15 protein-coding genes are annotated in these 19,042 nt (G+C 59.7%); 7 read left to right on the plus strand and 8 right to left on the minus strand.

The annotated features are described in order from the left end of the window. The first annotated feature begins 180 nt into the window (after positions 1–180). Both ACZRJ6_RS16810 and lpxH read left to right on the plus strand, forming a co-directional pair. The gene (locus ACZRJ6_RS16810; protein ID WP_149413975.1) at positions 181–687 is read left to right on the plus strand and encodes a peptidylprolyl isomerase; all 507 of its coding nucleotides are present in this window, start codon (positions 181–183) and stop codon (positions 685–687) included. Further along, the gene (gene lpxH / locus ACZRJ6_RS16815; RefSeq protein WP_463969445.1) at positions 684–1,433 is read left to right on the plus strand and encodes a UDP-2,3-diacylglucosamine diphosphatase; all 750 of its coding nucleotides are present in this window, start codon (positions 684–686) and stop codon (positions 1,431–1,433) included. The genes ACZRJ6_RS16810 and lpxH overlap by 4 nt, the downstream gene beginning before the upstream one ends. Before the next feature lie 72 nt (positions 1,434–1,505). Here the strand turns inward: lpxH and ACZRJ6_RS16820 are convergent, their stop codons facing one another. The 7 genes from ACZRJ6_RS16820 to ACZRJ6_RS16850 form a co-directional block, all read right to left on the minus strand. Further along, a complete protein-coding gene (locus tag ACZRJ6_RS16820) occupies positions 1,506–3,035 on the minus strand; it encodes a DHA2 family efflux MFS transporter permease subunit (protein WP_149413977.1) in 1,530 nt (509 codons plus the stop codon). Beyond that, positions 3,035–4,234, minus strand: coding sequence for an EmrA/EmrK family multidrug efflux transporter periplasmic adaptor subunit (locus tag ACZRJ6_RS16825; protein WP_463969444.1), 1,200 nt, complete (start codon positions 4,232–4,234; stop codon positions 3,035–3,037). The genes ACZRJ6_RS16820 and ACZRJ6_RS16825 overlap by 1 nt, the downstream gene beginning before the upstream one ends. Before the next feature lie 15 nt (positions 4,235–4,249). Next, positions 4,250–5,701, minus strand: a complete 1,452-nt coding sequence (locus tag ACZRJ6_RS16830) for an efflux transporter outer membrane subunit (RefSeq protein WP_463969443.1) — start codon at positions 5,699–5,701, stop codon at positions 4,250–4,252. Beyond that, a complete protein-coding gene (locus ACZRJ6_RS16835; RefSeq protein ID WP_463969442.1) occupies positions 5,698–6,171 on the minus strand; it encodes a MarR family winged helix-turn-helix transcriptional regulator in 474 nt (157 codons plus the stop codon). Before ACZRJ6_RS16835 ends, ACZRJ6_RS16830 begins: the two co-directional genes overlap by 4 nt. Positions 6,172–6,325: 154 nt before the next feature. Beyond that, the gene (locus ACZRJ6_RS16840) at positions 6,326–9,997 is read right to left on the minus strand and encodes a translocation/assembly module TamB domain-containing protein (RefSeq protein WP_463969441.1); all 3,672 of its coding nucleotides are present in this window, start codon (positions 9,995–9,997) and stop codon (positions 6,326–6,328) included. Continuing rightward, entirely contained in the window at positions 9,997–11,724 is a 1,728-nt protein-coding gene (locus tag ACZRJ6_RS16845; protein WP_463969440.1) for an autotransporter assembly complex protein TamA, read from the minus strand. Before ACZRJ6_RS16845 ends, ACZRJ6_RS16840 begins: the two co-directional genes overlap by 1 nt. Positions 11,725–11,788: 64 nt before the next feature. Continuing rightward, a complete protein-coding gene (locus tag ACZRJ6_RS16850; RefSeq protein ID WP_463969439.1) occupies positions 11,789–12,439 on the minus strand; it encodes a GNAT family N-acetyltransferase in 651 nt (216 codons plus the stop codon). A 198-nt stretch (positions 12,440–12,637) separates the two neighbouring features. On the opposite strand from ACZRJ6_RS16850, the gene xthA reads away from it, so the two are divergent. Next, a complete protein-coding gene (gene xthA / locus ACZRJ6_RS16855) occupies positions 12,638–13,450 on the plus strand; it encodes an exodeoxyribonuclease III (RefSeq protein ID WP_149413984.1) in 813 nt (270 codons plus the stop codon). Between the two features lie 104 nt (positions 13,451–13,554). Then, on the plus strand, positions 13,555–14,895 hold the full coding sequence (locus ACZRJ6_RS16860) for a substrate-binding domain-containing protein (RefSeq protein ID WP_463969438.1): 1,341 nt from the start codon (positions 13,555–13,557) through the stop codon (positions 14,893–14,895). A gap of 66 nt (positions 14,896–14,961) precedes the next feature. Here ACZRJ6_RS16860 and ACZRJ6_RS16865 read toward each other — a convergent pair whose 3' ends face one another. After that, positions 14,962–16,191, minus strand: coding sequence for an acyl-CoA dehydrogenase (locus ACZRJ6_RS16865; RefSeq protein ID WP_463969437.1), 1,230 nt, complete (start codon positions 16,189–16,191; stop codon positions 14,962–14,964). Positions 16,192–16,353: 162 nt separating this feature from the next. Here ACZRJ6_RS16865 and ACZRJ6_RS16870 point away from each other — a divergent pair, with 162 nt between their 5' ends. The 3 genes from ACZRJ6_RS16870 (at position 16,354) to ACZRJ6_RS16880 (ending at position 18,757) form a co-directional block, all read left to right on the plus strand. Beyond that, on the plus strand, positions 16,354–17,289 hold the full coding sequence (locus tag ACZRJ6_RS16870; RefSeq protein ID WP_463969436.1) for a LysR family transcriptional regulator: 936 nt from the start codon (positions 16,354–16,356) through the stop codon (positions 17,287–17,289). 154 nt (positions 17,290–17,443) lie between these two features. After that, positions 17,444–17,845 (plus strand): MerR family transcriptional regulator, encoded by a 402-nt coding sequence (locus tag ACZRJ6_RS16875; RefSeq protein WP_463969435.1) that lies wholly within the window; start codon positions 17,444–17,446, stop codon positions 17,843–17,845. Positions 17,846–17,857: 12 nt separating this feature from the next. Further along, positions 17,858–18,757 carry a hydroxymethylglutaryl-CoA lyase gene (locus ACZRJ6_RS16880; protein WP_463969434.1) on the plus strand — a complete coding sequence of 300 codons (900 nt, stop codon included), beginning with the start codon at positions 17,858–17,860 and terminating at the stop codon, positions 18,755–18,757. The last annotated feature ends 285 nt before the right edge of the window (positions 18,758–19,042 follow it).

Below are 19,042 nucleotides of genomic sequence, written 5' to 3' on the forward strand. Positions count from 1 at the left end.
GCTGTCAATCACCTGACAGAGCGCGGCCAAAAACTGCTTCATTTATTGTATGGGCGGTAAAAAACCACCTCGAAATTCCTGCAGGTCACGCTAAACTGCGCACCTTGGCCGTCGTTTGGCCAAACAGGTAGCGGCGCCAAAAACGCCCGAACCCACGAATTCCTTGAAAGAGTAGCGAACATGACTCAAGTCAAACTGACCACCAACCATGGCGACATCGTTCTGGAACTGAACGCTGAAAAAGCACCGATTACCGTTGCCAACTTCATCGAATACGTTAAAGCAGGCCACTACGAAAACACTGTTTTCCACCGTGTCATCGGCAACTTCATGGTCCAGGGCGGCGGTTTCGAGCCGGGCATGAAAGAAAAGAAAGACAAGCGCCCAAGCATCCAGAACGAAGCGGACAACGGTCTGCCCAACGTGAAGTACTCTGTCGCCATGGCTCGTACCATGGAGCCGCATTCGGCCTCCGCTCAGTTCTTCATCAACGTGGCAGACAACAGCTTCCTCAACCACAGCGCCAAGACTACTCAGGGCTGGGGCTACGCGGTATTTGCCAAAGTAGTTGAAGGCACCGACGTCGTGGACAAGATCAAGGGTGTTTCCACCACCATGAAATCCGGCCACCAGGACGTACCCGCAGAAGACGTGATCGTCGAGAAAGCCGAGATCATCGAAGCGTGATACTGCTGATTTCAGATTTGCATCTGGAAGAGGAGCGCCCGGACATTACCCGGGCGTTTCTGGATTTACTGAAAGGCCGCGCTCGCTCCGCGCAGGCGTTGTACATTCTGGGGGACTTCTTCGAAGCCTGGATTGGCGACGATGCGATGACGCCCTTCCAGCGCTCCATTTGCACGGCTCTGCGTGAGCTGAGCGACAGCGGCACCCCGATTTTTCTGATGCACGGCAACCGTGATTTCCTGCTGGGCAAGGTGTTCTGTAAAGCTGCAGGCGCCACCTTGCTCAAGGACCCCACTGTCGTGCAGCTTTATGGCGAGCCAGTGCTATTGATGCACGGCGACAGCCTCTGCACCCGCGACATCGGCTATATGAAGCTGCGGCGCATCCTGCGCAACCCCATTACCCTGTTTATCCTGCGTCACCTGCCCTTGGGGGCCCGACACAAACTGGCGCGCAAGCTGCGCAGTGAAAGTCGTGCCCAGACGCGGATGAAAGCCAACGACATTGTCGATGTGACGCCCGAGGAAGTGCCGCGGGTGATGCAGGCGTTTGGCGTGCACACGCTGGTGCATGGGCATACCCATCGCCCGGCCATTCACAAGTTGCAGATTGGCGATCAAGCGGCCAAGCGCATTGTGCTGGGGGATTGGGACAAGCAGGGTTGGGCGTTGCAGGTGGATGAGCAAGGATTTCAGTTGGCGGCGTTTGATTTTGTGAATCCGCAGTTGGCGTTGCCTGGAAGCTGAATATCCCTGTGATGAGCGGGCTTGTTGTGGCGAGCAGGCAAGCCCGCTCGCCACAGTGTTAAAACACCGAACCTAGTGTCCGCTCGCCGCCGGCCCCGCCTTCGCGGTAAACGGTGGTTTGGCCAACCACACCAGCAGAATCAATCCCATGAACATCCACCCCATCAACGTGAAGTAATCCACGGTAGACATCATGTACGCCTGGCTGGTCAGTATCTGATCCAACTGCGCATACGCTTGGTGACTGGCACCGCCCAAAGTATTCAGGGCATCTCGTGTCGCAGAGTCGTAGGTACTCATGCTCTCGCTCATGTAGGCATGATGCTGATCCGCCCGGCGAATCCAGATCCAGGTAGTCAGCGACGCCGCAAAGCTGCCGCCCAAGGTCCGCAGGAAGGTCGCCAGGCCCGCGCCATCGGCGATCTGGTGCGGCGGCAGGTCGGACATCAGAATGCTCAAGGTCGGCATAAAAAACAGCGCCACACCGATGCCCATGAACAGCTGCACCAGAGCGATGTGCTGGAAGTCCACTTCATTGGTGAAGCCTGCGCGCATAAAGCAGCTCAGGCCAATCGCCAGGAATGCCAGCCCGGCCAACAGCCGCAGGTCGAACTTGTGGGCGTACTTGCCGACAAACGGCGACATCAACACCGGCAAAATGCCGATCGGTGCCACGGCCAGGCCTGCCCAGGTAGCGGTGTAGCCCATCTGGGTCTGCAACCATTGCGGCAGGATCAGGTTGATCCCGAAGAACCCCGCGTAGCCAAACACCAATACGATAGTGCCGATGCGGAAGTTGCGATGAGCAAACAGCCGCAGGTTGACCACCGGGTGTTTGTCGGTCATTTCCCAGATCACGAACACCGCCAGGGCAACCACCGAGATCACCGCGCCGATGATGATGAAGTTCGACTCGAACCAGTCCAGATCGTTGCCCTTGTCGAGGATGATCTGCAAAGCGCCGACCCCGACAATCAGGCTCAACAGCCCGACATAGTCCATCGGCTGGTAACTGGTGACCACCGGCCGCTTCCTTAACTGCGAGCGCACCACCATTACCGCAAAGATGCCGATGGGCACGTTGATAAAGAAGATCCACGGCCAGCTGTAGCTGTCGGTAATCCAGCCGCCGAGGATAGGCCCGGCAATCGGCGCCACCACCGTGACCATCGCCAGCAACGCCAGGGCCATACCGCGCCTGGCCGGCGGATAGACCGCGATCAACAACGTCTGGGTCATCGGGTACAAGGGCCCTGCAACCAGACCTTGCAGCACGCGAAAACCGATCAGCTCGGGCATCGACGTGGAGATGCCGCAGAGAAACGAGGCCAGCACGAACAGGATGGTGGCCCACAAAAACAGCTTAACCTCACCGAAGCGGCGGCTCAGCCAGCCGGTCAACGGCAAGGCAATAGCGTTGCTGACGGCGAACGAGGTGATGACCCAGGTGCCCTGCTCCGAACTCACCCCAAGGTTGCCGGAAATGGTCGGCAACGCCACGTTGGCGATGGTGGTGTCGAGCACCTGCATGAAGGTCGCCAGGGACAGGCCGATGGTGGCCATCAGCAAGCTGGGCGGCGTGAAGGAGGCGTTATTGCTCATTAGCGCTGCGCGGCCTTGGGAGCCGCCACACTGTTGTCATGAATCAGTTGGGTGATCATCGCGTCGGCTTCGACCAACTGCCGGTCGTACACGTTGGTGCTGAACGAGGCTTTTTGCGGCGGTTGTTGCGCCAGTACCGGGCCGCTCTGGTCGTGCAGATCGACATTGACCAGGGTCGACAAGCCGACTCGCAAAGGATTCCTGGCCAACTCTTCGGCATTGATATGGATCCGTACCGGCACCCGTTGCACAATCTTGATCCAGTTGCCGGTGGCGTTCTGCGCCGGCAGCAAGGCGAAGGCACTGCCGGTCCCGGCGCCGAGGCTGTCGATGGTGCCGCTGTACTTCACATCGCTGCCGTAGATATCAGCTTCGATGTCCACAGGCTGGCCAATGCGCATTTGGCGCAGTTGGGTTTCCTTGAAATTGGCGTCGATCCACAACTGGTCCAGCGGGATGACCGCCATCAGCGCGGTACCCGGCTGCACACGCTGGCCCAGTTGCACAGTGCGCTTGGCGACATAACCGGTGACCGGCGCGATCAAGGTACTGCGGGCGTTGCTCAGGTAGGCCTGACGCAGTTGCGCAGCGGCGGCCTGCACGTCTGGATGGGAGGAAATCACCGTATCATCCACCAGCGCACTGGAGGTCTTGAACTGCTGCTGAACGTTGGCCAGGGCATTCTGCGCCGAGGTCAGGTCGTCACGGGCATGGGACAGTTCTTCGAGGGAAATCGCCCCGCCCTGGGCCAGGTTTTTCCGACGGTTGTAGTTGTCCTGGGCCTTTTGCACTTCGGCTTTCTGCGCCAGGACCTGGGCTTTCATGCCGTCGACATTGCTGTACAAGCCCCGCACCTGGCGCACGGTGCGCGCCAGGTTGGCCTGGGCACTTTGCAGGCCGACGGCGGCATCGTTGGGGTCGAAGTTGATCAACACCTGGCCTTCATGAACCAGGTCGCCATCGTCGGCGCCGATGCTGACCACGGTGCCGGTGACCAGCGGGGTGATTTCCACCACGTTGCCGTTGACGTAGGCGTCGTCGGTGCTTTCGCTCCAGCGCCCGTAAAGTTCATGCCAGCCCCAGACGCCCACGATGCCGAGGATGACGATCAGCGCCAGGCCCAACAGCATGATTTTGCGCTTGCGCGGATTGCTGTCGTTGGGTTGTTCTGTGGTGTTGGTTGTTTGGGCAGTGGCCATGACAAGTACCTTGAATTATTCAGTGCGCGTGGCAGGAGTGGTCGACGCCACGTTATCGGTGTGAAAACCACCACCCAGGGCCTGCATCAATTGAATCGAAAGATCGATTTGCTCGGCATTCAGGCTGGCCAACTGGCGCTGGGCCTGCAGCAGTTGCTGTTCGATGCTGAGCACGTCCAGGTAATTACCGATACCTGAGCCGTAACGCTGAACCACGGTGTTGTAGGAATCCTGAGCAATGTCCGTGGCGTGTTGCTGAGCCTGGATCTGCCGACCGATGTCCCGCAGTTGCGAGAGGCTGTCGCTGACATCCCCCAACGCTTTCACCAGGCTTTTGTTGTACTGGGCCACCGCCAGGTCGTAGTCGGCGTCTCGGGAATCGAGATCGGCGCGCAGACGGCCACCGTCGAAAATCGGCAGGGACACAGTGGGGGCGATGTTGAAGAAGCGGCTGGCGGAACCGAACATGGCATCTCCCAGTAACGACTCAGCCCCGGCGCTCGCGCTCAGGTTGAGGTTGGGATAGAAGTTGGCCTTGCCGGCGACGATATTCTTGCTCGCCGCTTCGACTCGCCAACGGGCGGCCACCAGGTCAGGACGCCGGCCCAGCAGTTCGGCTGGCAGCACCGAAGGCACGGCGACTGCGCTGGGTGTCAGTACATTCGGGCGGGTCAACTCGTTGCCACGGTCCGGGCCTTTGCCGAGCAGTACCGCCAGGGCGATTTTCGCGCTCTGCAGTTGTTTCTCGGCGTCGATCAATTGCGACTCGGAGCTGGCTTGCAGGCTTTCGGTTTGCTGGTATTGATACTGGCTGTCGATCCCGGAACTCAGGCGGCGCTTGCTCAGGTTGAGCATCTGCCGCGTACGCTTGAGGTCGTCGTTGGCCAGGTCATGGAGAATATGGGCCTGACCAAGATCGCTGTAGGCCCGCGCCACGTCGGCGGCCAGGGTCAACTGCGCAGCCTGCTGGTCGACTTCGGCGGCGCGAGCCTGGCCGAGTGCCGCTTCCCAGGCAGCACGCTGGCCACCCCACAGGTCGAAGTTGTAATTGAAGCTGGCACCGACGTTACGCACGGTGGCGTAGGCATCACCCTGGCCCAACGGGTCCTGATCCTTGGCCAGGCGCGAGCGGCTAATACCAGCGCTGGCATCCAGGGTCGGCATGCGTGCGGCGTCTGCGGCGTAGGCCGCTGCTTCGGCCTGATGGGCTCGGGCGCTGGCCACTTGCATATCAGGGCTGTCGCGCAGGGCCTCCTGGATCAGGCCGTCGAGCTGTGGGTCGCCGAGGCTTTTCCACCAGTCGTTTTTTGGCCAGGCGGCTGGCGACAGGGGCACGCCACTGAGGGATTTACCCGCTTGCAGGTTATTGGCTTCGAGCGTTTTGCCTTGGGTGTCCAGGCCGCTGAAGTTGGCACAACCGGCAACACTCATGGCCACCAATATAAGGCAGAGGGCACGACTGTTCATTTATCACCTAAGCGCTGGATGGTGATGGGATCGCCCGCAGCTATCAGAATCTTCTTCAAAATATGTTCCAGGGTTTTCAATTCCCCCGGTTCCAAGGCCCCCGCCAGCTGGTTCAAGGCCTGCGCCCCGATGTGCGGGAGCATGTCCGCCAGATGCTGGCCTTCCACCGTCAGCACCAGTTGCACCTGACGCCGGTCCTGCTCGGAACGCTTGCGCGCCAGCAGGTCTTTTTGCTCCAGGCGGTCGAGCATGCGAGTCATGGAGCCGCTGTCCAGGGACAGGTGCGCGCATAGCTGCGCCGGGGTATCGACGCCAAACTGGGCCATGATGATCAACACCTTGAACTGCGCGGCGGTGATGCCGTGGGGTTCCATATGGGTGTCGATGATGCGGTCCTTGAGCAAGGCGGCGCGACCCAACAGGAGGCCGAGGTGGCAGTTGTGGAAGTTTTCGGGGGTGAAGTGTTTCATCGAGACCTACCTATTAACTGCCTAGGCAGTGAATGTATGACAAGATATTACTGCCTAAGCAGCCAATGTCAAACAAATAGTTAGGGTGCTTGGTATTCGACGGATAGAGGGTTATCCCTTATAGGAGCAAGCTCGCTCCTATAAGGGGCAGGGTTTAGAAATCCCGCTTGTAGAAGATATCCAGCGAACTGGCCACACCGCTGGCCACTTCCAGGTAAACCTTTTTACTCAGCAAGTAACGCAGCGCAATGGTACTGGCCGGTTCAAACACCCCGACGCCATAGCGCAAGCTGAGCTTTTCCGAGATCTTGCCGCTGGCCACCACGGCGGTGTTGTTGCCACTGCCCTGAGTGTCGAGTTCAAAGTCCTGGATTCCCAGGTTCTTGGCAATGTCCGAAGTCACCCCGGCGCTACCCATCAACCCCAGGCCCAGCGCCGCCTGGGCCAGCATGTTGTTGTCTTCGCCGGTGGTAGTCAGCGGGCGCCCCAGCACCAGGTAGGACAGCGCCTGCTCCTGGCTCATGGCCGGCTCCGAGAATATTTGCGTAGTGGGTTGTTCGGCGCTGCCGCTCAGGCGGATACCGGCGATTACGTCGTCGGTCTGGCGGATGGCTTCGATGTCCAGGTACGGCTGATCAAGGGGACCGGCAAACAACAGCCGCGCACGGCGCACGGTGAGGCGCTGGCCGTAGGCGCGGTAACGGCCATCGTTGAGCCACAGTTCGCCACGGGTGTCCATGTTATCGCCGATGTGTACATGGCCTTGCAGGTTGGCCGTCAAGCCGAACCCGGCAAAGCTCAATTTGTCCTCGCCCACTACCACGTCGATGTCCATGGCCATCGCCAACGGCGGCTTGCCCTCCTCGGTCTGGCTGCCGACGATCACCGTGTCATCGGAGACCTTGACCGTCGACGGCGGTAGCTCACGCACGGTGATCTCGCCCTTGGGAACCTGCACTTTGCCGGAGATGGTCAGCTTATCGTTGTTCATGGTGATCTTCAGATCGGGTGCCACTTCCAGGGCCGCATAGGGCTCGACGGTGACCGGCAGGTGCGTGCCTTGCAGGTTGATGTCCACGGCCAGGGTGTGGCCCCAGTCGATCTGGCCTTTGACCGTGCCCTGCCCGGCCTTGCCACTGCGCCAGCCGCCGTTGAGTTGCACGCTTTCGCCGGCGATCAAGGCCTGGATGTTCAGGCCCTCGAAGCTGGTGGGCAATTCAGGGCCGGAGATTTCGCCGCCGATCAGGTTGACGCTGCCGTTGACCTGAGGCGCCAAGAGGCTGCCGGAGATTCGCCCGTTACCATTGAGTTTGCCGTTGAGCTTCTCGACCATAGGCACAAACGGCCGCGCCACCGCCAGGTCGAGGCCGGTCAGGCTAAAATTGCCGGTCAACGGTTTGTTCTTCGGCAATGGATTGATTTGGGCCTGCAACAACAACTCGCCCAGCTTGCCACCCCGGAAACTCAGTTGGGTGTCGATACGCTTGGGGTTGAGGGTGGTTTCAAGCGTCAAGGTGTCGTAGGGAAAATCCAGCCATTGATCCTTGTCCTTGACCCGTAAGGTGCCGCCACTGGCATCCACCGAGACCACACCTTTGGGGCCGCTGGCCGGCAGGTCCAGTTGCACGTCCGCGTTGAGTTTGCCCTGCCAGGCGAAATCCTTGGGCAGCCATTGCGCCAGGCTGTCGATGGGGAATTGCTTGAGGTGGTAACGCAGCTTGGGCTCGGGCATCAAGCGTTGATCTTCGCCACACAAACTGGCCGCTCCGGAGACCCAGCAATGAGCGGAAAGGGTCAGCTTGCCATCAGCCATTCGCTCGATTTTCGCCGGAGCCTGTAGCTTCCAATCCTGCCCACCGGCTTGTACGTCACCGCTGGCCAGGCGGCCGCGCCAGTTGCCTTTGTCGAGATTGCCGTCCAGGGCCAGGGCCAGTTTGACCAGCGGGCCGACGAGGTCCACTTGCACTTTCTGGCTTTTGATATCGCCCTGGGCGCTGGCGGTGAAGGTCCCGACCTGGGTTTCGCCGGCCTGAATGCCACTGCCCTTGAGGTCGATTTTTGCCCGTTGGGCGTTGTCGAGGCTGGCATCCAGGGACAGGTTTTGCAGGCGATTGTCTTCAAATGCCAATTGCTGGCCCAACAGATTGAGCTTGCCCTGAGGCGCTTTCAACGTGCCGGCGACATCGAGGCGACCGTTGACCTGCCCGCGCAGTTGCGGCCACAGCTGGGCCAGGCGCGTCAGTTTGATGTCGATCTGCCCGGCCAAGCGCTGTTGCAAGCTGCCGCTGCCGTTGATGCGGTTGTCACCCAGGCGAATATCCAGGGCGCCGAGGGTCCATTGCTCGCCCGCGCCGTCGGCCTTGGCCTGCAACACCGCTGGCTGGCCGCGCAAACGGCCCTTGAGGTCTAGATCGGCGTTCAGCTTAAGCTGCCCGTTCTTCATTTCGCCTTTGCTGCGCAATGGGCCGGCCAGGGTGCCCGGTAATTGCGCGACCCAGTACGCCGGGTTGATTGCCGACAGGTCCAGCGCGGTATCCCAGGCAATGCCATCGGCAAACTGCAGGTTCAGGTGCCCTTCGGCCTTGCCTTGGCCGGCAGCCAGTTTCAACTGCGGCAGGAACACTTGCTTGAGGTCGCCGCTGAACGGGCTGACCAGGCTGAACTTGCCGGCCGGGCCGTCGAGGTCGGCCTTGAAGTTGCCCAGGTAGTTGCCGTCCTTGTAGAAGACTTCGCCGTCGAAGGCACGCAACACCACTTGGGGTTCGTCGATCAGCGGGTAGAGGCGATGCCAGGGGAAGTCCAGCCAGTGGATCTTGGCGTCAGCGCTGAAGCCTTGCTGCCAATCCAGTTGAGCGCTTAATTTGAGGCTTTGCTTGTCTGCGGCGTTCAAGTCCAGGCCCGCGAGCTGTGCACCCTTGGCGTCGACGCGGCCTTGCAGAAGCAAGTCCACCGGGCCTTTTTCCGCCGGCAGGACGGCTTTGCCCAGCAGTTGGTAGCCACTGCTCAGGTCGCCCTTGGCGGTGAGATCAAGCTGATTGAGTTGCAGGGTGTCGGGCAAATCGGCGCTGGCCTTGAAGCCGTCGGCGGTGATGTGCACTTGTGCTGGCAGGTTTTCCACCAGGGGTTGCAGCTCGCCGCTGAGTTTGCCTTGCAGATAGCCGCTGCTGTCGGCATCGAGCTTGAGGGTCTTGAGCAAGTCGCCATCGACTTTGAGCGCAATGGCCCAAGGTTCGCCACCGGGAGCGTAAGGCAAACTCAGGTTGCCGGTCGCACTCAACGGCCAATCGCCAATCGGCTGCAGCAAACCGGACAACTCCAGGGTCAGGTCATCCCGCTGCAAGTGCACCGAGTCGATTTTCATCCCCTCGGCTGTCCAGTGGGCTGCCAGTTGCAAGTCCTTGAGCTCTTCGCTGCCGTTGAACAACAGGCTACCGACGCGCACGTCACCCAGCTGGATCGCCAGCGGCAGTTTTAACTCCGGCAGGCTAATGGGGCCGCTGCTTTCATCGGTGCTAGGGGGAAATTGCAGGCTGACTTGTTCCACGTCCAACTGATCAATGCACAACGTCATGCGCATCAGGCACCCAGGTGACCAGTCGAACTTGGGCGCATTAAGTTCCACCCGGCTGCTGTCTTGCTGCCACAGGAGATGATCAGCGCTCCATTGCCCGCCCAGGCGACCCTGGAAGTTTTCGACGGTCAAGCCCGGTACTTGATTCAGCACCCAGCGACTGCCGACTTGCGTGCCCAGCACCGTCCACAGCGCCAGAAACAACACCGCAAAAACCGCAAGAACGGCCAGCCCCGCTATTTTCAAACCACGCATCACAGCTCAGGCCCCATGGAAAAGTGCAAACGAATGCCGCCCGGGTCTTCCAGGGCATGGGCCAGGTCGAGGCGGATCGGCCCTACCGGCGATACCCAACGCACACCGACGCCAACGCCGGTTTTCAGGCTCGGCAGCTCCAGGCTATTGAAGGAGTTACCTTGGTCGATAAAGGTCGCGATTCGCCATTTTTCGGCAATGGAGTATTGATATTCGGCGCTCACAGCCACCATGTAGCGACCACCGATGCGATCGCCCGCGGAGTTTTCCGGCGACAGGGTCTGGTACTCATAGCCACGCACGCTCTGATCGCCACCGGCAAAGAAGCGCAGGGACGGTGGCACTGATTTGTAGCCGTTGGTGGCACTGCCACCAAACTGTGCCCGAGCAAGGAAACGGTGGTTGTCCCACAGGGTGGTCAAGCCTTTGACTATCGCCGTGCCGTAAAGCAGGTTGGTGTCAGAGCCCAAGCCCTCCTTGGCGACCTTGGCATCAAACTGCAGGCGATAGCCGTTATGGGGATCGATACGGTTGTCACTGCGCAGGTAGGAATAGTTGACGCCAGGCATCAGCAGATTGCTCATGCCCGAGTCATCCCCCAGGCGATACTCTTCGCGCTGCAATTTGAGGGAGATCACCCGCGTCCAGCCACTGGGCAATTTGCTGTGCCATTCAGGGCCAAAGGTGAGCAGTTTACTCAGGGTGTCGGTGTTGGACAGTTCTTCATTTTGATAGCCACCAGCGAAACGCAGTTTGTCGGTCAGCGGCGGGTCAAGCGGAATGTCGTACCACAGACCGACGTTCTGCCTAGGCGCCGACAATTCGGCCTCCCAGCCATAGCTGTGCCCCTGCGAATTGGCCCAGTGGCGGGTCCAGTTGGCCTTGCCGCGTGGGCCGACGTCCGTGGAAAAGCCCAGGCCCAGGCCCATGGTTCGCGGCTTGCGGGTTTCCAACTGGACCGCTACTGGAATCACATCATTGGCCGCAGCAGCAGGTGCCGCATCGACACGCACGCCTTCAAAAAAGCCACTGGATTGCAGGGCCTGGTTGAGTTCGGCGATCAATTCGGAATCGTAGGGTGCGCCGCTCTGGAACGGCACCATGCGCTGCAACAGGTCTTCATCGAGCGGCGTGTTGCCGGCAAAGCTGACCTTGCCCAGGGTGTAGCGCGAGCCGCTGTCGTAGACGAGGTCGATATCGGCCACGCCCGCCTGGGGGTCGACCGATAGTTTTTGGCTGGTAAAGCGGCCACTGAAAAAGCCGTAACGGGAAGCCTGGTTCTGGATCAGGCGCTTGGCGTCTTCGTAGCTGCCGTGGTTGAGCACTGCACCGGGCTTGAGTTCATTGCTGTCAGGCACACGAAAGTATTTAAGGCTGGCAGCCTGGCCATCGACGCGAATGGTCACATTGCGCAAGTGCACCGGCTCGCCGGGGTCGATGGTGAGGATCAGGCGTGGGTTCTTCCCGCCCGTGACGTCACTGGCGATCTGCGGCTGATAAAAGCCCAGCGCCTGGGCGGCCTTGCGGGCCTGCTCTTCGGCACCGTGACTAAAGCGCAACAAGGCTTCTTCGTCACGATCGCCCACCCCGCCAATATAGCCTTCGATGTTGGCTTTCAGCACGTCGTTTGAAGGCTTGATCCGCACGTCCAATTCGCTTTGCGCCAACGCGCCGCAGCTTGTGAACAGCAGAATCAAGCCGCTGGTAAATCTTCCGGGAAACTTCATAGGCGCGGATGCTACACGAGCTTGGGAACATCTTAGAACCCGGAGTTGTCTGAATAATTCTGTCTTAAACCGTTGCTGCCTGTAACGCCTGTGGATTCGGATGAAAAAACACGTGTTCACGAATAGGTCCTACAGCGACCTCGCCAATTTCTGCATAACCCTGGCGTTTGTAGAAGTCCAGGTAGCGCGAATTGCCGGTGTCCAGCACCACTCCGGTGGAGTTGGGGTCTTCGGCGCACCAGTTATGCACCGCCTCAAGCAACTGTTCGCCAAAGTGCTTACCCTGAAATTGCGGGTGAATTCCCAGCAACGGCAGTACATGCACCGACTCCGACGGCAGGCACGCCAGCACTGCCTGATGGTATTCCAGATAGCGTCGGGTACCACGCACACCGGTGCTCAGCCACATGCGCAACTGCCAGGCCCAGCTTTCAGTGATCCCCAGGCGTCGTTGCGGCGGCGCGATCAGGGCGATGCCGATCAACCGGTCGTTGACCAGCAGGCCGATGGCCGGCAAGTTCTGGAAGAAGTGCTGCTTGACCAGTTCGCGCACCGTGGCGCGCACGCGCTGTTCGTATCCGGAGCGTTCGGCTTCAAAGATGTAGGCGAAGGTCGGCTCATGACGGTAGGCCTGGTACAACAGGGAACGGGCTTCGCGGGAATAGCCGCTGTCGAGCATATGAATCTGGGCGATGGCAGTCGAGGTGTCAGGCATAACGGTGTATCTCCCCTGGACGCAACTCAAATAGGCGCTACTCGAAAGGTTGCGCTCTAGTAGTACGAGCCCGCGACGGCTGACTCGTTCCCCGCATGCGGCACCTTGAAGGACATTAGCAGTGCATCTGTCCTACCGCCACGCTGGCTCCCGTCCGACTTGTCGGCTAGCATCGCACTTTTGCCAGGACTGCCGACCATGAAAATCGTCTCGTTCAACATCAACGGGCTGCGCGCCCGCCCTCATCAGTTGGCGGCGCTGATCGAGAAGCACCAGCCAGACGTGATCGGCCTGCAGGAAACCAAAGTCCACGACGACCAGTTTCCATTGGCCGAGGTCCAGGCCCTGGGTTATCACGTGTATTACCACGGGCAGAAAGGCCACTACGGTGTCGCCCTGCTCTCGCGCCAGGAGCCCCTGGCGCTGCACAAAGGTTTTGCCGGTGATGAAGAAGACGCCCAGCGGCGGTTTATCTGGGGCACATTCGCCGACGGCAATGGAAACCCGATCACCATCATGAACGGCTATTTCCCACAGGGTGAAAGCCGCGACCATCCCACCAAGTTCCCGGCCAAGCAGCGGTTCTACAATGACCTGCAACAGTTGCTGGAGACGCAGTTCAGCAATGACCAAGCGCTGGTGGTGATGGGCGACGTGAATATTTCCCCGCAAGATTGCGACATCGGCATCGGCGCCGACAACGCCAAGCGCTGGCTGAAAACCGGCAAGTGCAGCTTCCTCCCGGAAGAGCGTGAGTGGATGGCGCGCTTGAAGAACTGGGGTTTGGTCGACAGCTTCCGACACTTGAACCCGGACGTGGCCGATCGCTTCAGCTGGTTCGATTACCGCAGCCGTGGCTTTGAAGATGAACCCAAGCGTGGGCTGCGCATCGACTTGATCATGACGTCCCTGGGGTTGTTGCCCCGGGTCAAGGCGGCGGGTGTGGATTACGATCTGCGGAGCATGGAGAAGCCGTCCGACCATGCGCCGATCTGGCTGGAATTGAGCTGACACCCTCCCTTGCAGGAGCGAGCTTGCTCGCTCCTGCAGTCATATTTATGCAACCTTCCTGACTTAATCTCCCGGCACTCCCTTTGGCTTGAGAAGGTGCCGGCATGATGCTGCGCGTTCTGTACCTGCTGGCAATTTGCAGCGCCCTGCCCCTCCACGCGTTTTCTGCGCAACTCCCCTTTCCCGAACACAGCCCGGCCTTGCGTATCCAGGGCTCCAATACCATTGGCGCGGCGTTGGGTCCGGCGTTGGTCAAGGGCTTGATGGAGCAACAGGGTCTGCAGGATGTGCACAGTGAACCCAACGACAAAGCCAACGAGCAGCGCGTCGTTGGCAAAACCCGTCAAGGCAACCGGGTCACGGTGGAGATTGCCGCCCACGGTTCCAGCACCGGGTTTACTGCGTTAAAAAACGCCAGTGCCGACCTGGCGGCATCTTCGCGCCCGATCAAGGATCGCGAACTGGTGGACCTCGAACCCCTGGGCGACTTGAAAAGCGCCAATGCCGAACAGGTGATCGCCATTGATGGCTTGGCGATCATCCTTCATCCCCACAACCCGCTGAACACTTTGAACACTGAGCAACTGGCGCAGATTTTCAGTGGTGAAGTCAGTACCTGGGAGGCTTTGGGTGGCGTCGGTGGCGCCATTCATCTGTACGCTCGGGATGATCAATCCGGCACCTTCGACACCTTTAAGGAACTGGTGCTCAGCCGCCGAAGCAAACTTCTCGACGGCACGGCCAAACGCTTCGAGTCCAGCGAGCAGTTATCCGATGCCGTCAGCCACGACCCCCAAGGCATCGGTTTTATTGGCCTGCCCTATGTACGCCAGGCCAAGGCAGTGGCCATCAGCGATGGCGAATCACAACCCATGCTCCCGCTGAGCAGCCTGATTGCCACCGAAGACTACCCACTGTCACGCCGACTGTTCTTTTACCTGCCGCCCGGCAAGCAGAATCCCTGGGCCGAGGCGCTGGTGAACTTCGCCCAAAGTGCCAAGGGCCAGGCTATCGTTGCTGCCAATGGTTTTATCGCGCAACAGGTCCAGGCCATCAAAGTCGAGCCCCGCGTAGCAATGCCCGAGGGCTATCAGGCGATTGCCCGCCAGGCCCAGCGGTTGACGGTGAATTTTCGATTTGAGGAAGGCAGCGCCAGCCTCGATAGCAAGGCACGCCAGGACCTGATGCGGGTGTTGGCTTACCTGAGAAGCCACGGCAAGCTCGACAAGCAGGTAACACTGGTGGGGTTTGGTGATGCGAAGAATGATCCGCAACGGGCCGCCCTGCTGTCCAAGTTACGGGCGATGGCGGTGCGTCGGGAGTTGGTCAAGAGTGGTGTGGTGTTGCGCGACATTAGTGGGTTTGGCGCACAGATGCCGGTGGCGGCGAATACGGCGGATGAGGGAAGGATCAAGAATCGGCGGGTGGAGGTTTGGGTTTATTGAGGTATCGAGGTGACTCGTCAGGACTATTGTGGCGAGGGGGCTTGCCCCCTTGCCACAGAGGCCTGGTTACTGGCTGCTACGCATCATTTCCCGAGGCACATACTTGCCGATCTCGAACTTGCCAATCGCCGCGCGGTGTACTTCATCCGGGCCGTCGGCCAGGCGCAGGGTGCGTTGCATGGCGTACATGTAGGCCAGCGGGAAATCATTGGAAACTCCGGCGCCGCCGTGGATCTGGATCGCCCGGTCAATCACCTTCAAGGCCACGTTCGGCGCCACCACCTTGATCTGGGCAATTTCGCTTTTCGCCACTTTGTTGCCGGCGGTGTCCATCATGTAGGCCGCCTTCAAGGTCAGCAGCCGTGCCATGTCGATTTCCATCCTAGAGTCGGCGATCTTGTCGATATTGCCCCCCAGACGCGCCAGCGGCTTGCCAAAGGCGGTGCGGCTGATGGCGCGTTTGCACATCAATTCCAGCGCCCGTTCAGCCATGCCGATGGAACGCATGCAGTGGTGGATACGGCCAGGGCCAAGGCGGCCCTGGGCGATTTCGAAACCACGGCCTTCGCCCAGCAGGACGTTTTCGTACGGTACACGGACGTTTTCAAACAGCACTTCGGCGTGGCCGTGAGGTGCATCGTCGTAGCCAAACACCGGCAGCGGACGGACGATCTTCACGCCGGGAGCGTCCACTGGCACCAGGATCATCGAGTGTTGCTGATGACGCGGCGCATCGGGGTTGCTCAGGCCCATGAAGATCATGATCTTGCAGCGCGGATCACAGGCGCCGGAGGTCCACCATTTCTTGCCATTGATAACCCATTCGTCGCCATCGCGAACCGCGCGGGCGGCCATGTTGGTAGCGTCGGAAGAGGCCACGTCCGGTTCGGTCATGGCGAATGCCGAGCGGATCTCGCCCCGCAACAGCGGCTCCAGCCAGCGTTGTTTCTGCTCTTCGTTGGCGTAGCGCACCAGCACTTCCATGTTGCCGGTGTCCGGCGCCGAGCAGTTGAACGGTTCAGGCCCCAACAACGAACGGCCCATGATTTCCGCCAACGGTGCGTATTCCAGGTTGGTCAGGCCGGCGCCCAGTTTCGATTCCGGCAGAAACAGGTTCCACAACCCCTCGGTTTTGGCCTTGGCCTTGAGCTCCTCCATGATCGCGGTGGGCTGCCAGCGATCACCTTCGCTGACCTGGCGTTCAAACACCGGCTCGGCCGGGTAAACGTAAGCGTCCATGAACGCGGTGACGCGCTCACGCAGTTCCTGAACCTTGGGCGAATAAGCGAAATCCATGAGCAGTTACCTTCTCTTTCTCTTAGAACGGGAGGTTGTCGGGGTCATGAAACGATGCTAGAACAGCTACGAAAATTTACCTAGCCTATTCTCGGCGTGTATTAACATTCATCACCGATATATGATCAACCTATAAAAACCTAACAATAAGAGCGCAGCGAAATGAATCTGAGCAAGGTCGACCTCAACCTTTTCATCGTCTTTGACGCGATCTATACCGAAGCCAACCTGACCCGCGCCGGGCAGATCGTCGGCATTACCCAACCGGCGGTGTCGAACGCTCTGGCACGCCTGCGGGAAACCTTCAACGACCCGCTGTTCGTGCGCACAGCCCAAGGCATGGTGCCCACGCCCATGGCGCAAAACATCATCGGCCCGGTGCGTAACGCGCTGTCGTTGCTGCGGGTGTCGGTGCAGGAAAGCCGGATCTTCAACCCGTTGCAGGCGGCCAAGACCTACCGCATCAGCATGACCGACCTTACCGAAGCGGTGATCCTGCCACCGCTGTTCCAACGCCTGCGCCGCCTGGCACCGACGGTAATCATCGAGAGCTTCCTGTCCAAGCGCCGGGAAACCACCAAGGAACTGGCGGCCGGTCGTCTGGACTTCGCCGTGGATGCGCCGCTTAACACCGACCCGCAAGTGCGCCACGTCAAGCTGATGGAAGACCGCTACGTGTGCGCCATGCGCAAGGGTCATCCCATGGTGGGCAAGGAAAAATTCAGCCTGGATGATTACCTCTCGCTGACCCACATCCATATCTCCAGCCGCCGCAATGGCCTGGGCCATGTCGACCTGGCCCTGGGCAAGATGGGTATTCAGCGCAAGGTCGCCTTGCGCTCCCAGCACTACTTGATGGCGTCGCAAGTGCTGCAGCAGACCGATATGGTCATGACCGTGCCGGAGCGCTTTGCCCGGCGCAACGACCTGCATTCGTTCAACCTGCCGGTCAATGATGTGCCATCGGTGGAAACCCACCTCTACTGGCATGAAAGCACCGACCAGGACCCTGCCAACCGCTGGATGCGCGAGCAGATGATCGAGTTGTGCCAGCAGGTGACGGCCCATGAGAAGAAGCTGGACAAGCAGCAAGCTTGATCTGTTGTGAGGAGGTTTGTTGTGGCGAGCGGGCTTGTCGGATCGCCGCACCGCCACGTTGGGCTGCGTAGCAGCCCCAGCAACCTCATTGCGACTTGACGCTTACGTCAACCAGCCATTAGCTTAGCGCCCAAGACATCTTCTGGGCATCTGCATGAGCACGACCTACAGCATCTCCGACCTCGCCCGCGAGCTCGACATCACCACCCGCGCCATTCGCTTCTATGAAGAACAAGGCCTGCTGTCCCCGGAACGCCGGGGGCAGGAACGCATTTATACGCCTCGGGACAAAGTCAGTCTCAAGCTGATCCTGCGAGGCAAGCGCATCGGTTTTTCCCTGGCCGAATGCCGCGAGTTGATCGAACTCTACGACCCCACCAGCGGCAATCAGAAACAACTGCACAGCATGCTGGCGAAAATCACCGAGCGCCGCCAGCAGTTGGAGCAGCAGATGCTGGATATCGAGCAGATGAAGCTGGAACTCGATACCGCCGAAGAGCGCTGCACCCAGGCGCTGGAACAGACCATTCAGAGCCAGGTTGGCCAACAACTCTAAAAGGTAATCCCCATGTCTCTTCCTTCTCATGTACGCCTGGTAGAAGTCGGCCCACGCGACGGTCTGCAAAACGAAGCACAACCCATCAGTGTCGACGACAAGGTCCGGCTGGTAGACGCCCTAAGCGCTGCCGGCCTGGGCTATATCGAAGTGGGCAGTTTCGTCTCACCCAAATGGGTGCCGCAGATGGCCGGCTCCACCGAGGTGTTTGCCCGGATACAGCGCAAACCTGGCGTGACCTATGGCGCGCTGGCGCCGAACCTGCGGGGATTCGAGGACGCGATGGCAGCCGGGGTCAAGGAGGTCGCGGTGTTCGCGGCGGCGTCCGAGGTGTTTTCCCAGCGCAATATCAACTGCTCCATCAGCGAAAGCCTGGAGCGGTTCGCACCAATCATGGCGTCGGCAAAACAACATGGGATCACTGTGCGCGGTTACGTGTCCTGTGTGCTGGGTTGCCCGTACGAAGGCCAGATCGCACCGGAACAGGTGGCAGCCGTCGCCCGTGAGCTGTATGCCATGGGCTGTTATGAAGTGTCCCTGGGAGACACCATCGGCACCGGTACTGCGGGCGCTACGCGACGAATGTTTGAGGTGGTGGGCGCTCAAGTGCCGCGGGACAAGCTCGCTGGGCACTTCCACGATACCTATGGCCAAGCCATCGCCAATGTCTACGCCAGCTTGCAGGAAGGCATCCAGGTGTTCGACAGCTCTATCGCCGGCCTCGGCGGCTGCCCCTATGCCAAGGGCGCCAGCGGTAACGTCGCCACTGAGGACGTGCTGTACCTGCTCAATGGCCTGGGTATCGAGACCGGAATCGATTTGGATCAACTGCTGCTGGCCGGCCAGCAGATTTGTACGGTATTGGGCCGCCCGACCGGATCTCGGGTAGCCAAGGCGCGCAGTGGAGGTTGAGTACCGCATCTGGGCAGATGTGTTACCGCACGGATACACATCGAGTAACAAGGGAACATATTCTGTCGCACTTACTGAAAGATATTTCCTACAAAAAAAATCAAGCCATTGATTTTAAAGGAATTTAAAAAGTTGGCACGGCTTCTGCTATCTCTATGGCATAACAAGAATAAAACGTATCAAACCCAATAAAAATAAGACGTAACGACTCTGACATAACAAAAACAACACGGCAGAGACGCAGCTAACAGATTTTTTTGGAGAAGATGTGCTTCGCAGGGTACG

The sequence above is a fragment of the Pseudomonas sp. C321 genome, assembly GCF_055407105.1.

What these genes read in the sequence shown, in the direction of transcription:
- ACZRJ6_RS16810 (WP_149413975.1), top strand. Translation starts at nt 181, where the DNA reads ATGACTCAAGTCAAACTGACCACCAACCATGGCGACATCGTTCTGGAA.
- ACZRJ6_RS16820 (WP_149413977.1), bottom strand. Translation starts at nt 3,035, where the DNA reads ATGAGCAATAACGCCTCCTTCACGCCGCCCAGCTTGCTGATGGCCACC.
- ACZRJ6_RS16825 (WP_463969444.1), bottom strand. Translation starts at nt 4,234, where the DNA reads ATGGCCACTGCCCAAACAACCAACACCACAGAACAACCCAACGACAGC.
- ACZRJ6_RS16830 (WP_463969443.1), bottom strand. Translation starts at nt 5,701, where the DNA reads ATGAACAGTCGTGCCCTCTGCCTTATATTGGTGGCCATGAGTGTTGCC.
- ACZRJ6_RS16835 (WP_463969442.1), bottom strand. Translation starts at nt 6,171, where the DNA reads ATGAAACACTTCACCCCCGAAAACTTCCACAACTGCCACCTCGGCCTC.
- ACZRJ6_RS16840 (WP_463969441.1), bottom strand. Translation starts at nt 9,997, where the DNA reads ATGCGTGGTTTGAAAATAGCGGGGCTGGCCGTTCTTGCGGTTTTTGCG.
- ACZRJ6_RS16845 (WP_463969440.1), bottom strand. Translation starts at nt 11,724, where the DNA reads ATGAAGTTTCCCGGAAGATTTACCAGCGGCTTGATTCTGCTGTTCACA.
- ACZRJ6_RS16850 (WP_463969439.1), bottom strand. Translation starts at nt 12,439, where the DNA reads ATGCCTGACACCTCGACTGCCATCGCCCAGATTCATATGCTCGACAGC.
- xthA (WP_149413984.1), top strand. Translation starts at nt 12,638, where the DNA reads ATGAAAATCGTCTCGTTCAACATCAACGGGCTGCGCGCCCGCCCTCAT.
- ACZRJ6_RS16860 (WP_463969438.1), top strand. Translation starts at nt 13,555, where the DNA reads ATGATGCTGCGCGTTCTGTACCTGCTGGCAATTTGCAGCGCCCTGCCC.
- ACZRJ6_RS16865 (WP_463969437.1), bottom strand. Translation starts at nt 16,191, where the DNA reads ATGGATTTCGCTTATTCGCCCAAGGTTCAGGAACTGCGTGAGCGCGTC.
- ACZRJ6_RS16870 (WP_463969436.1), top strand. Translation starts at nt 16,354, where the DNA reads ATGAATCTGAGCAAGGTCGACCTCAACCTTTTCATCGTCTTTGACGCG.
- ACZRJ6_RS16875 (WP_463969435.1), top strand. Translation starts at nt 17,444, where the DNA reads ATGAGCACGACCTACAGCATCTCCGACCTCGCCCGCGAGCTCGACATC.
- ACZRJ6_RS16880 (WP_463969434.1), top strand. Translation starts at nt 17,858, where the DNA reads ATGTCTCTTCCTTCTCATGTACGCCTGGTAGAAGTCGGCCCACGCGAC.